The following is a 14,790-nucleotide window of genomic DNA, read 5'->3' as shown; positions in this document are numbered from 1 at the left end:
AAAAAATAATGTTGACTCAAGCCTTAGAAAAGAACTTTCTCACGACTTATTCGGATCGCCAATATCGGCATACCACTTCAGTTCGGCATAATGGTATGTTAATTGCCTTTGCGATGGGGCGCGATCGCGCAATCTACTACACTGTTTTGGAACTTGATGGTCAGCAAGACCAAACTATTGATGCGAGAAATTGGTCCGCAACCCCCCGTAAGTTAAACTTTCCTCGGGAAATTGTGCAAGCGGGATTTGGCATTATTGATCCCAAACCGCTACCTTTCGTCACCACTGGCGGCGAGGAAGTCACGAAATTAGAAGCGGTGCGCCCGGAAGAGATTGATCCCTTCTTATCTAGTACAGCCCGTTTGACTGCTGATGCCCCATTTCAAGTACTTTCCGATCAGCAGTATATTTACATTTTTCGTCAAGCCATTGGCGCCGATGACCCCAATGCAGTCTTCGTGACTGTAGAAAATCAAGCCGGGGAAGAAATCGAAGTTCCCGTGGTGAATGAAACCTTACTGGTGGATCGCTTTGTCTTTGTGGAAAATCAATTGCAACTCAGTCGAGAAGTGCGGTTTCGACGCAGTGGCAACAAATATCGTCCCCTCAATGCCAATGACACCCTCGGCGCGAAAGATATGGATGAAATGCCCTTTTTCGAGCCAACCCAGGAGTTAGATTTTATTCGCAATTTGCAAGGCGGACGGTTCAGCGTTTTACAATTGCCCACCCAAATTGCCGATCTTAAGCGCTGGCAGATCTTTGCTTACAATAGCAGCAGCGATCGCGTTGATTCGTTTAATATTGAACGTTCGCCCGATGGCTGGTTTAATACGCAAGGCTCGAACCTGCTGAGTGAAGAGACGACCCCAGTTGCCGAATCTGCCTTACAACTTGATGGCGTCGATGACTATATTGCACTGGGAGAATTTAGCCCGGGCGATAACTTTACCGTGGAAATGTGGGTTCATCCCACCCCTCAAGCGGGAGAAACCCCAGAGATACTCCCCGATCAAATCCTGTTGAGTAAAACCACTGTCACGGGTGAGGATATTTTTAGCCTGGGTTACTACGCAGATGCTTTAGGCGTGAACTTCAAAGGAATTCAACTCCCGAATGCGGAAACCGAACAAGAAACGGCTAGTCAGTCAATCGCGGCTTGGCACCAGATTGCAATTACCGTTGCAACTGTTGGGAATACCCTTACCCTAACTGCCTATCAAAATGGGGCAAAAGCCTGGACCCACCAACTGAAGGATGTCACGCTTGGTGATATTAGCGGTAACGGTTGGGAAATCGGTCGTCAATTTGATGGCAAAAATGGTCGGGATTATTTTGACGGCAGTGTGGATGAAGTCCGCATTTGGGGTCGTGCTCTTTCGGAAAACGAAATCATTGACAATCGCGATCGCCGTCTCATTGGCAACGAGTTAGGTCTCTTCGCCTATTACCGCTTTGATGAAGGCGTCGGAAATCAGCTATATGACCAAACCGATCAAGCCATTCACGGTACTATTCAAGGGATGAGTTCAGGAGAAGAAACTTGGATTGCTTCTGCTGCCCCGCTTCAGGAGTCTCAGGGAATCAGCCGCACCAGTTTTGGCTTTAAACACCGCACCGTTGCATTGGGGTTATCGGCACTCCTTTATTTCCAGCAAGAAGATATGGTGACCGGGAATGACCCCACACCGAAGCCGATTAAGCAAAATGCCCGAGTGATGTTAGCGTTAGCGACTCGTCATCCTGAGGAAGAACACAATCGCATTGCCGTTCTCGATTTTGCTGTCACCCAGTCGGGGAAACTGGCGCAAATTTTGGATAATATCCCTCTGGAAACACTGAAAGCGCAAATTCCCAGTAGCTTACGGGAAATGTTACCTGATCCGAGTGAAGAAACGACGCTCATTGAGATTGCAACCGACTTAGAAAAAGAAACCATTCCTCAACTAGAAACCGAGTTAACCGCCCTTTTAGCGGAGACCGAGTTGGTCAATGCTGAGATTCGGTCCAATGAGGAAGAAACAGAGGAACGTAAGCGCCGGAAAGCGCAAATTGAGAAAGAATTGGCCAATAGTACCGCTGGTGTCACATTTTACTCCCAACAATCCTTTCGCGGCGATCGCTTCCAAATCGAACAGGGCTATGATGGAGACTTGAACGGCTTTCCGCTCAACTCCATGCAACTGGATCCGGGGGTGAAAGTGACACTTTACGCTCCCGGCGGTGTTGTTCACCCCTATACGCAATCCCGTCAACGTCTGGGAGGAACGTATACCCGTGTTCCCCCCTATAACCGAGTTGTGGTGGACTTGAGTGTTCTACAAAATGAACTCAATCAGGTAAATGCTCGTTTGTCCCAGTTAGCAACTGCTCTAACTGAGTTACAAGCCCAAATTCTGAGTTTGCAAGAGCAGTTAATGGCCAAGCGCAACGCACTACAACTGAAACGAGAGCAACTGGCGGGGATTCGGAAATTATTACTCAGCGATCGCGCTTTACCGATGCCTCTGGTTCATTTAGATCCGATGGGAATGACCGTATTTGGGGGCATCTTAGACTTTGCCCAAACTGCCGATCATCCGCAATTATTTGAGAGTGGGACCGGTCAAATTGCCTTGTATTTTCGTGGGGTTAATGATGAATTTCTCGCTGCTTATTATGACACCCATACCGCCCGAGGGGAACTGGCGCTCAATCCTAATCTCATGCTCTATGCGCGAGTGCCTGGCGAGGATTTTGGGCGCACACAGGTCATCATTCGGGAAGGGAGTCAACCCGATACTTGTACGGTTGTCTTAGAAACTGTTCTCTCCAACAATGTGCAAGAGAGAATTCGTGAGCTTGAGCAACAAAAAGCGAATTTAATTGCAGAGCGCGATGCCATTGCTACCGATCTCGCAGGGAAAACCGCATCTCTCTATGCTCAATCTTTCTTCCAAGGTGAGGCAATCTCTTTACAACCGGGTTATCAAGGGGCAATGCCACCCGAATTGATCACTAATCTTCGTTCCTTCCAACTCGACCAAGGGGTGCGCATTATCTTTTACGAAGAGGAAGATTTTACCGGCATGGCCATTCCCTATACACAGTCGCAGCAACGTTTGGGCGGAACGTTTGGGCTATTACCAACTTACCGTAGCCTGAAAGTGGAACTGACAGCCGAGGCAATGAGTGAGGAAGCGCTTGCCCTTGAACGTCAATTATCAGCAGTGAATGCAGAAATTGCGCGACTCAGTCTCACAATGCAAGAAACTTGGATGGATGTCTCTCGCGATCCCGAACAGTTTGTGGCCATTTTGAAGGGACAAGATCCCAACTACGACTACACCCAAGTGGAACATAACCGTCGTGCCTACAATATCGAGCAGGGTTCCTTCTTAGTGCAAGGGGTTGCGCGCCCTGGAGAAGCGGTTCAAGATACGGATGCCGATGGGAAACAACTGAGCGGTATTGCCGCCGTTCCCAGTTGGGTGGCGAACCCGCCGGGAAATACCATTGCCTTTGTGAATCAAGACGAGGAAAACAGTGAACTTTATTTGAAAAATTTGCCTGGAAGAGCCGATAACTTTGCTCACACCGGCGATTTGACCATAGAAACTTGGCTCAAAGCAGAAGGCTTAGAACAAACCGCCCGAGTGATTGACTACTCCTCTCCCGAGTCTCGGTATGGGTTGGGGTTAACGCGATCGCCGTCTGCTTTAAGGTTTGATGGTATCAAGGATTATATTGAAGTCAAAGGAGGGATTACCGGTATTAGCGATCAAATTACCATTGAGCTTTGGTTCTACAAACCCGATCAATGGGACGATCAGTATCAAAAGTTATTTGGCTTGGGAACAAGCCCGTCTAACTTTGGTCTCATCATTTCTCAAGGCAGAGGCGATTTAGGGCTGTATTTTGGTGTGACAAACAAAGCAGGTGACTATGTCTTTGTTGATACCCCACGACCCGCCTTGAATCAGTGGCATCATCTGGCAGCTGTTTACGATGGGGCAATGCTCAAACTTTATCTCAATGGAGAACTCGTTGGGGAAAAAGCGCAATCTGGCAGTATCCGTACCTTAGAAGACCTATACATCGGTTGGCTGTACAACGAAGAATACTTCCGAGGCGATCTCGATGATATTCGGATTTGGAACTATCCCCGCTCAGAAGCTGATCTGCAAGCATTTGCTAAACGTCGTCTCAAAGGCAATGAATCTGGGTTAGTGGGCTACTACCGTTTTGCCAATCAAACCGCTCTCGATTACTCTGATCAAGCCAATCATGGCACGATTGTGGGCAACCCCACTCCGGTTGAATCTCCCATCCCGAACTACCGAGTTTACGCCGGTGTCGGTAACAAGTGGGTACAAACGGAACAAGTCTTTCTCACCCAGCAGTGGGAGCATTTTGCTGCCGTTTACAATCAAGCGTATGCCCTGCAATTTGACGGTGTCGATGATTCTATTGATGTAGGCAACAGCACCGGGTTAAATCTCAGCCAAGATTTAACCATTGAAGCACAAGTGACGCTCACGGGTCGTCTCACTAACCAAGGCATTCTCAGTAAAGGGGTGATCAATGCCGGAAACCAACAACAAAAAGTGCCTTACGCGCTCTATATTGCCAATGATGGGCGGGTTGTCTTTGCCAGTGAGGATCAAAATCATAACTTGCTCACCCTCAGTTCCCCAGCGGATGCGGTAGCAGTGGGAGAAACCTATCATCTAGCTGTGATTCGGAAAAAACACACTGAGGGAGTACAGGAAGGCCATGCTGACTTAGACGTTCTGGGGATTGAACAGGATATTCAACAGATTGATTTAACCAATCGCGCCGATCTTCATGACGAGGAGAATCAGAGCGCGATCGAGCAAGCCATTTGTGCCGATTATGTTCAATCGAGACAGCGACAACAACGATTGCGCAACCAGCGGATGGAAAATAACCGCTTACCCGCAACCAATCTTGCAGCGATTACCAGCGGTAGCATTGTTGAATACCTAGAACTGCAACTCTATATCAATGGGGTATTAGTGGCAGAAGAAACCTTCCCTGCCACCGAGATGGGAATGAATGATCAGCCCTTAGAATTGGGGAAAGCTTATGGACTGCCCACAATTGGCGATCAACCGTCAATTTTCGGGAATGGACCACTGCATTTGCGAGGGATGATGAGCGAAGTTCGCTTATGGAATGTTGCTCTTAATGCCAGTGAACTCAACCGCGATCTCAATGGCACTGAACGGGGATTAGTCGCTTGGTGGCAGTTTGAAGCCGGTTCAGGCAGCGATCTTAACGATACGTTGGGCAACAATAATGGGGCCATTAAAGGGGCAACTTGGATTGTCGATCCCAATCCTGACAACTCCACTTTTATGATTTATCATAATGGCGATGTTACCCCCACCGCACCCATCAGCCCACTTCCCCCCATTGATACCGAAGAAGCACGGTTCCGCATGGGACAAGGCTTTGCCGGAAATCTTGATGAAGTCCGCATTTGGAAAGTTGCGCGCAGTGAAGAAGCCATTCTCGATAACCTCTTCAGTCGTCTCAAAGGAGAAAAGCGGGATTTACTCGCCTACTACACCTTTGATCAAGATAATGCCAACGCGGAAACCTCAATCTTAGATCATTCTTTGCAAGGAAATCTGTTAGAACCCAATCCCACGGCAATTAATGAACTGACCCGTATTGACTATATCTTCTCAACCGCCCCCATCTGTGATGATATTCCTTTGGTACGCAATGCCCTAGAAGGCGTAGTTACCAGTTTCCAAGACACCCTCCATGCTCGTCCAGCAGTGGAAGAATATGGCGATTTGCAATATACACCATCGGGTGAGTTAGTGGGTGCCCTGAAGCGGTGCTATAGCTTTATTAAACAGGGACAATGGCATCTCTACACCGGCTTTAAAGTGGGGAATATTATCACTGAATGGATTGGTCAAGTCCAATTTGACCCGCAAGTCATGGGATTTGTGGAAGGCGCACCGCCAATTCCCAGTGAAAACTTAACCGAAGATATGGGAGATGACTTTGACGATGCAACTGCGTTAGAAATCATTGAAGCGGAAACGGTTAGCTACACGATTTCTTCGGAAAAAGAACAGGGTTACAGCACCGCTCTTTCCTTTTCTGCCAGTATTGGCGTAGAAGGGGATATTGACAGCTTACTTGCCCCCCTCGGATTTGGGATTAGTTTCCCCATTGAATTTAGCCTCAATGCTAGTACAGGCGGTAACTTTGAAAGCTCTCAAGGTTGGTCGAGTGCGGAAAGCCAAGGCGCTGCCATTAATACCACTCGCAATACCAGCGTTTCTCTGCGCGGAGAATGGGAAGATCCCGATCAACCGGTGATTCCCGAAGCCTTAACCAGTTTAGGACGACGTTATCTCCCAGCGAATGTGGGCTTTGCCGTCGTTCAGTCAGAAACAGCGGATGTGTTTGCCTTGCGGATGGCACACAATGGGGCGTTGGTGTCTTTGCGTTTCCGTCCCAATCGTGATATTCCTCGGAATACCAACTTGATTCCTTTCCCGATCAATCCCCAATATACGAAGCAAGGGACTTTGGATGGCACAGTAGGATACAGTTCCCAAGGTCGAATTGTCGATCCTGACTATCAAAATACCGATGCAGCGGATCAACCCAGCTACTTTAAACCTCGGGAAGCCTATGCCCTGCGCAATCGCATTCAGCAGGAAGAACAGCAACTGAAAGCCTATTATGAAAACTTCCAAACCAATCCCATGAATCGGGCGTTAGGGGCTTCAGTGGCAGCAACTCAGGGCGCGATCGCGCAAAACCTCGGTAACAGTACAGCCAATGCGATTACCAATTTGATGCCTCCTATGAACGGACGAGATCCGGTAGCTGAAGGCTTTGCCAAGCGGAATTTGGTCAATACTTACATCTGGACAGCCGAAGGTGGGTTCTTTGCCCAATCCACGCAAACTTCCGCCGTGCGCCAGGAAGTAACCGGTAGTTCCTACGGTTTCTCCACCGCTACCGATGTGGGTTTTGGTTTAGAGTTATCGGGTTTAGGACTCTCCGGCGGATTCGAGTTTAATGCCACCAGCAGCGGACAACTGAATATCACCAAAACAGCAACTAAAGACTCAGAAACCAGCTATGAACTCAGTATCAGCCTTGATTCCCCTGGTAATCCCCAAAAACCAGGTACTGTCGATGCCTATCGCTTCTTTACCTTCTACCTTGAACCTGCTGTGGCAAACTTTGATCAGTTCTTTGGTTACGTGATCGATCCGATCTGGTTAGCCGAAAGTAATCATCCCAATGCAGTAGCCCTGCGGCAAGCCAATAACACCGAGAAAAAGCCCCCCTGCTGGCGGGTCTTCCATCGTGTTACCTTTGTCAGTCGAGTTTTACCTGAGTTTCCGGATGACACCATGCCAGCGTTAGATCAAGCCTTAATGGCAGCGGATGTTTCCAGTAACTGGCAATTGATTCAACGTCTCGATCCCCTAGTGCATAGCCAAAAACACGACTTTGCTTTATTAGCCGAAGCAATCAGAAAAGCAATTCGTCGCTACCTCCCTGAGTTGCAACCTTATGAAGCAGAGATTATCGAGTATATGGCAGCTTACTACGGATTGTTATAAACTTAGCAGCGATCGCGCGAAAGAGAGAGAAAAGCAATCATGATCACTGCTTCGCTTTTCTCTCCCCTAAGACACAATGAACTTACTATTTATTGTTAAACAGCAGACTCGACAAACACAAAGTCATCAGCGCTTAGTTGCTCAGCCTCTACTCCCAGAAGTTGTGCTAAAGGTGTATTTTCATCTAAACCAATTACAACTTGGGTTTCTTCTTGAGTAACACGAAGGTCATCGAAACTAAGATCGCGAAAGCCAGCAATGCCCATGACATCTTCTCCTAATGTCAAGTCAGTGATGATATTCGGAGTATTGGGAATTTCTGCATTGGCAATCCAGAATTGGTCAGCCCCTGTTCCACCAGTTATCAAGTTGTTGCCGCCAGCAAGGGTAAAGAAGCGATCGCTGCCCTCATTGCCAATTAAGCGGTCATTGCTACCGAGGAAGAAGTCATCGTTCCCTGAACCGCCATAGAGACGGTTATTGCCGCTTCCAACAGATGCATCAAGGATATCATCGCCGGTTTCGCCAAAGAGACGATCTTCAGTCCCAGCGAACAGTTCATCATTATCACTGCCACTGTAAATGCGATTTCCCCCTTCTCCTTGGGAAGCAAAAACGCTATCTTCTCCTGCCCCGGTAAAAACAAGATTGCCAGCGCCGTCAAAATCGATTCCCGCTTCGAGGGTGTCGTCCTCTGGGCTGCCAAAGACCGGAACTGAGGCCTCATCCTCATCGCCGGGTGTGGCTAAGCTTGCCTCGTAGACGCGGCCATCGCGCTCGCTGGGATCATCGTTGTTATCGACCCGCGCATCGGCAATGTACAAGCTGCTGAATGATTGATCAGAGTTGTCAGATGGAGGGGCAAAGGTCAAACCTTGGGCAGCGATTTGGGCAGGATCAAGATTCCCGAGGGGATACTCACGGATAAAATCTCCTTCTGCGGTAAACTCAGCAATGATCTCGTCCACTTCCGAAACCACAAAGAGATTCCCCGTCGCCGGATCAACTGCCATGCCCTCAGGGTCGCTGACAAAAGTTTCCTCAGCCGTGTTTAGCTCGAAGCTATCGACAAACTGGAAGCTGTTGTTCTGGTATTCCAAGACAACCACCGCTTGACCGCTGCCATCCACTGAATAAATCAACCCGGTGTTGGGGTTGATCGAAATGCCCTCAAAATCCCCCGTTATGCCTGGCAAGTTAGCCGGGAAGTCATCAATTCCAATTTCGTCTTCGACGACAAAGGTATCTCCTTGTAATTCGTAGCTGAAGATGCTCTCGGTATTATCGTTACTGATGTAGAAGCGATCATTCTCAGCATCGTAGGCAATGCCAGTGGGCTCGTCATTGACTGCACCCGTAGTTGCTTCGTCGGTGAGGTCAAAAGCCCGTACTAAGGTTTGCCCATCGGGGGTAACTTCAAAGAGATTGAACGAGATGGTGTCGGGAAAAATGTCCAACTCGGCAATTTCGGAATCGGCAATGAACAGATTGCCTGATGGCTCGTAGAAAGCGATTCCGGCTGGGTCAGTGCTGGGAATCGTTAGCGGGCTCTGGTCATCAATGAATCCGGTTTCAAAGGTGTTGAGTTGGGTTAACCCTCCGATTCCTGAATCGGCCAAGGTGCCATCGGCATTGGTTCGGATCGTGATTTCATCGCCATAAACTCGGCGCTCGGTATCGACTAACTCATAATTGGAATCAAGAATAGGGAAGCTATAGACAGGGGTGAGAGTAATTTCTGCTGCGGACCCTTCGCCCGTCTGTTCCAGGTTGATTTCTAGGTGACCATAGTGCTTCCCGCCGGCAACATTTTGGAGAACGCCATCGACTTCTTCCCAGAGTTCTGGTTCCCTTTGGTCAGCGGTCCACTGACTAAACTGATTATAGCTAAGGAGTTCTCCGTCATCCGTTTGACGTTCTCCTCGCATGCCATCGCCAGCAACACCCACATCGTAGTAATTAACTCCAATCCCGTCGCCATCTTCATCAACGAAACTGCGCTCAAACATTTCACTATGACCGGAGAAAACTGCTGCCACTTCATACTCTTCAAAAAGCGCGTGATATTTCCGCAGCGGTGTTCCCCCTTGACCCGAAGAATCTTCATGATTCATCGGTAGACCGTGGGTTCCGCTGGAATAGGGAACATGGTGGAATTGGGCAAAAATAATTTGACCTTGTTCTCTTGCCTCTTCTAGCTGCTCGATCACCCAGTTCCATTGGGGACTACTCGGGTTAAAATCAGCTAAATCGGTTCCTCCTGCTGCTTCATACTGCTCGCGAGTAAAGTTTTCTTGGGTATCCGTTCCCGGTTCAGTAAATTCCCGACCGCTAATTTGTGGCGGTTGTCCTTCCCCACCATAGTTATCTCTACTGTCGTCGGGTTCCCCATTGGAACTGTCAAGGGTGAGAATCGTGATTGGACCATAGTCAATGCGATAATAATTATCCTGGTGCTCAGGGGTGCCATTAGGCGGCGCATCGAAGTAGGCATGAAATTTATCATGACCCAATTTAGGTCCGAAGCGTCCTGCTTCGTCGGTTCCATATCCGCCATTGAGAGCGCCAAAGTTTTCCCAGTTTCCCAGCGCCGGTAAAATCGGATAGTCGGAAAGACCGCTATCAAACTCACCGGCATTGTGACGGAAGAACTCATCCCAACCGGGCTGATAACCGCCGCCTTGCACTAAATCTCCCGGCATGACCATGAAATCGGGTTCTCGACTGTTAATGATTTCGAGATTGTTGCGATAGCCCACATTTTCGGTCAGGGGATAGTTAAGGCGATCGCCGCTAACGCCTAAAGTTTCTGCCCAGAGACTATCTTCTAAACTGGGACGCCCAACCGATTCAGCGTCTTGCGCACCTTCTTGCCAATCCCGCTGACGGACGCGACCCCGAGGTTCCGTTTCGCTATCGGAAAGGGCAACAAAGCGAACTTGATCCCAGTCTTGGGAGGTTGGTGCTGTTTCAAAACTCGATTCAAACACGCGATCGCCGACTGTGACCGTATATTCATAGGTGCTATCGGGCAATAAACCGCTGACATCAACCGTGTGCTTATAGTTTTCGTTTCCTAATAACCATGAACCTTGTTCGAGTCCATCAATCTCTTGATTTGCTTCAGCAGAAGTATAACTTAAGACAGGCTCAAATGTCGGATCGCTTGTGAAGCTTAAGGGACTCTCTAATCCGGGTCCCGTGATCGTCAGTTCTCCTGAAGTATCCTCTTCAGTAAACCAAGTCAAATACATTCCATCACTAGAGGGTTGTTGCAAATAGGGGTTAACACGGAAGGTAGACATAACGAGAAATCTCCTCGAAAGGATTAGATTGCAATATTAGAGATACAGACTGTGACAATTCTACGAAGGTAAGATTACGGAGAACCTAAGTAGAGATTAATTTCTCTTTATTGCTCCTTCCGCACATTGATTAATGGCAACACCAACTACTTTTCAAGTTGAATGCAATAAGAATTGCTGACCGGGTTTAGGAAAAAATTATAGGTATGGTTGGGCTTCACCCGTCGCTTTCTGTGAAGACAAAATTTTACAATAGAAGAAGTAATGATGAGTCGTGTTGTAACTGATATTAAATAAGGACTAATGCCTAACTCTCCTCAATATCTCAGCGGTAATCAAATTCGCCAAACTTTTTTAGATTTTTATGCACAGCGCGGACATGAAGTCTTACCCAGTGCGTCTCTCGTTCCAGAAGACCCCACGGTTTTACTGACCATTGCGGGAATGCTGCCATTTAAACCCATCTTTTTGGGACAAAAAACCGCTCCCTACAATCGCGCGACAACATCCCAAAAGTGTATCCGCACTAACGATATTGAGAATGTCGGACGCACTAAGCGTCACCATACCTTCTTTGAGATGTTAGGTAACTTCAGCTTTGGCGACTACTTTAAAGAAGAAGCCATTCAATGGGCGTGGGAACTTTCGACAAAAGCGTTTGGTTTAGACCCAGAACGGTTAATCCCCAGTGTCTATAGAGAAGATGAAGAAGCCTTTGCCATTTGGCGGGATAAAATTGGCGTTGCCCCCCATCGCATCCAACGGATGGGCGAAGAAGATAATTTTTGGGCTGCGGGTCCCACCGGTCCTTGTGGTCCCTGTTCCGAGATTTACTACGATTTTCATCCCGAGTTAGGCGACCAAGACATTGATTTAGAAGACGATTCTCGCTTCATTGAGTTTTATAATCTCGTTTTTATGCAATTCAATCGGGATAGTGAAGGCAATTTAACGCCGTTGCAAAATCAAAATATTGATACCGGTTTGGGATTGGAACGCATGGCACAAATTTTGCAACAAGTCCCGAATAACTATGAAACTGACCTCATTTTCCCGATTATTAAAACCGCTGCGGAAATTGCGAACTTAGATTATGCGCAAGCGGATGAAAAACAACAAGTTTCCCTGAAAGTCATTGGCGACCATGTCCGGGCGGTCGTTCATATGATCGCGGATGGTATAACTGCTTCTAACCTGGGACGAGGCTACATTTTGCGCCGTCTCATTCGTCGTGTGGTGCGTCATGGTCGCTTGTTAGGCATCACTAGAGAATTTACCCAAGATGTTGCCGAAACGGCAATTTCTCTAATGGAAGAACATTACTCCAACTTGCGCGAAGGCGAGAAGCTAATTAAACAAGAACTGCAGCGAGAAGAGTCCCGTTTCTTAGAAACTCTAGAACGAGGTGAGAAACTGTTAGGAGAAATTTTGCAAAAAGACGGTCAACAGATCTCTGGGGAAGATGCCTTTGTTCTTTACGATACCTACGGCTTCCCCTTAGAGTTAACCCAAGAAATTGCCGAAGAAAAAGGGTTAACCGTGGATCTCGATGGCTTTGAACAAGAAATGGAAAAACAACGGCAACGATCGCAAGCCGCACACGAAACTATTGATTTAATGGTACAAGGCAGTTTAGACAAGTTGGCGCAAACGGTTCATCCCACCGAATTTCTCGGCTATACAGATCCTCACGCTACAGCGAGAGTGGAAGCCGTGTTAGTGCAAGGGAAAACGGTGCAAGAAGCAGAAGCTGGCGATCAGGTGCAACTAGTGCTCAATCAAACCCCATTCTATGCCGAATCGGGCGGACAAATTGGCGATCGCGGTTATCTCTCTGGGGATAATCTCTTAGTGCGCATTGAAGATGTGCAGAAAGAGTCCAGCATTTATGTCCATATCGGACGCATTGAACGAGGAATCATCCGCGTGGGCGATACCCTCACTGCAACCATTGATCGTGCTTGTCGCCGTCGCGCCCAAGCCCATCATACGGCAACGCACCTGCTGCAAGCCGCCCTCAAACAAATCATTGATCCCTCTGTCTCGCAAGCAGGTTCTTTAGTCGCCTTTGACCGCTTACGGTTTGACTTCAACTGTCCGCGTCAAATTACCCGGGAAGAATTGCAACAAGTGGAAGATACTATCAATACTTGGATTGCCGAAGCCCATGATACGCAATCGGATGTGATGCCCTTTGATGAAGCCAAAGAAAAAGGCGCGATCGCGATGTTTGGGGAAAAATATGATGATGTAGTTCGAGTGATTGATGTACCCGGTGTTTCCATGGAATTATGTGGTGGCACCCACGTTAACAACACCGCTGAAATTGGACTGTTTAAAATCATCTCCGAAACCGGTATCTCTTCCGGTGTGCGGCGGATTGAAGCGGTCGCCGGTCCCGCAGTTCTCGAATATCTTAACCTGCGCGAAAAAATTGTGCGCGATCTCAGCACCCACTTCAAAGTCCAACCGGAAGAAGTGCCGCAACGCATTGAAAACTTGCAGTCGGAACTCAAACAAACGCAAAAACAACTGGAAGCAGCGAAACAAGAACTCGCCCTTGCCAAGTCGGATCAACTCTTAGCGCAAGCCGAAGCCGTGGGAGAGTTCCAACTCTTAGTTACTCAAGTCGAAGCAATGGACGCCAAAGCCCTACAAACGGCAGCGGAACGTTTACAACAAAAACTAGGGGAAGCAGCTGTGGTCTTAGGATCCGTTCCCGCTGAAGGAAAAGTCAGTTTAGTTGCCGCGTTTAGCCCGAAAGTGAATGAAAAAGGCTTACAAGCCGGTAAATTTATTGGCGGTATTGCTAAAATTTGCGGTGGTGGCGGTGGTGGACGCCCTAATCTTGCCCAAGCGGGCGGGAAAGATGCCTCGAAGTTAACAGAAGCCCTAGAAACGGCACAAACTCAACTGCGAGAACAGCTGCAATAATGCGATTCGGTTTCAATGGGATGAAGCGCTGAGCAATATTTAGGTAAAAAGAAAATGTAGAGTGGAGAAAGACAAAATCAGTAAAATACCCCCTCTGCGCTTGGGAAGAGGGGAGAAATTAATCACTTAAGAGGTCATCGCTTTACGACTGTTGGCTTCCTGCGATGGCTTGGTTAGACTGACCACCGAGGTTAATTTTTACCTTGTGGTTCACTGCATCTTCCACTTTCGGTAGACGTAGACTGAGGATACCATTACTGTAATCCGCTTCTACCTGATCTTGTTTGATCCCAACGGGTAAGCCAATGGTACGGCTAAACTTACCATATTTGGAACTCAGAATCATAGCTGTGCTCATTCTGATTTTCATGGCGATATTCGCCACTAATGGTTACAGAATCGCGGTTGACAGTAACATATGTCATCAGGATTAAGACCCGGTAGTTGCGCTTTTAGCATGAGGTTTTCCCCAGCGTCATTTAGCTCGATCGCGGGATTCCATTCTTGGAGATCAAATGCGCCGCTGCGATCGCCGGTCATTTCATCAAAGAGGCGATCCATTTGACGACGGAAAAGTTCCATATCAGCCGTAGGACTCCAGCGTGCAAGTGCCATAGCGCTTTCACCTCCTAAAGGTTATTCACCATTTACACTGCTTTGCATAGCCTCTTAGTTCAATTTTTATCTTGGCAAACCGAAAGAGAAAAAAACAGTGAGGTGAACCGAAATAGGAGAGTAGGTTTCACCATAATGGGGGAAGGGAGAGGGGGAGACCATTGGTGACAAGTTAAGGCTGTAAACCAAAAGTCAAGGGGGTTTGAGCAGAAGACTTGAAGAAAAAATCTCGACTTCCCCTTTGTTTTGCGGGGAAAGGAGAAACAATCAGACGAACCCTTCGTTTTCGTTTCTGCTTAACCACTCCTACAGGTGCGCTTTCCAAT

Annotated in this window: 3 protein-coding genes and 1 pseudogene; 2 read left to right on the top strand and 2 right to left on the bottom strand. The window is 47.9% G+C overall.

The genetic code is table 11. The features are described from left to right. Positions 1 to 8 precede the first annotated feature (8 nt). Positions 9 to 7,610 carry a hypothetical protein gene (locus GVY04_20710; GenBank protein NBD18459.1) on the top strand — a complete coding sequence of 2,534 codons (7,602 nt, stop codon included), beginning with the start codon at positions 9 to 11 and terminating at the stop codon, positions 7,608 to 7,610. A 95-nt stretch (positions 7,611 to 7,705) separates the two neighbouring features. Here GVY04_20710 and GVY04_20705 read toward each other — a convergent pair whose 3' ends face one another. Beyond that, the gene (locus GVY04_20705; GenBank protein NBD18458.1) at positions 7,706 to 10,915 is read right to left on the bottom strand and encodes a hypothetical protein; all 3,210 of its coding nucleotides are present in this window, start codon (positions 10,913 to 10,915) and stop codon (positions 7,706 to 7,708) included. Between the two features lie 303 nt (positions 10,916 to 11,218). On the opposite strand from GVY04_20705, the gene alaS reads away from it, so the two are divergent. Further along, entirely contained in the window at positions 11,219 to 13,849 is a 2,631-nt protein-coding gene (alaS, locus tag GVY04_20700) for an alanine--tRNA ligase (protein NBD18457.1), read from the top strand. Between the two features lie 142 nt (positions 13,850 to 13,991). Here alaS and GVY04_20695 read toward each other — a convergent pair. Beyond that, a pseudogene (locus tag GVY04_20695) lies at positions 13,992 to 14,464 on the bottom strand (Hsp20 family protein). Between the last annotated feature and the right edge of the window lie 326 nt (positions 14,465 to 14,790).

The sequence above is a fragment of the Cyanobacteria bacterium GSL.Bin1 genome, from assembly GCA_009909085.1.
Classification (GTDB): Bacteria; Cyanobacteriota; Cyanobacteriia; order Cyanobacteriales; family Rubidibacteraceae; genus Halothece.
The sequence above is the reverse complement of the archived record's forward strand: the minus strand, read 5'-3'. Positions and strand labels throughout refer to the sequence as shown.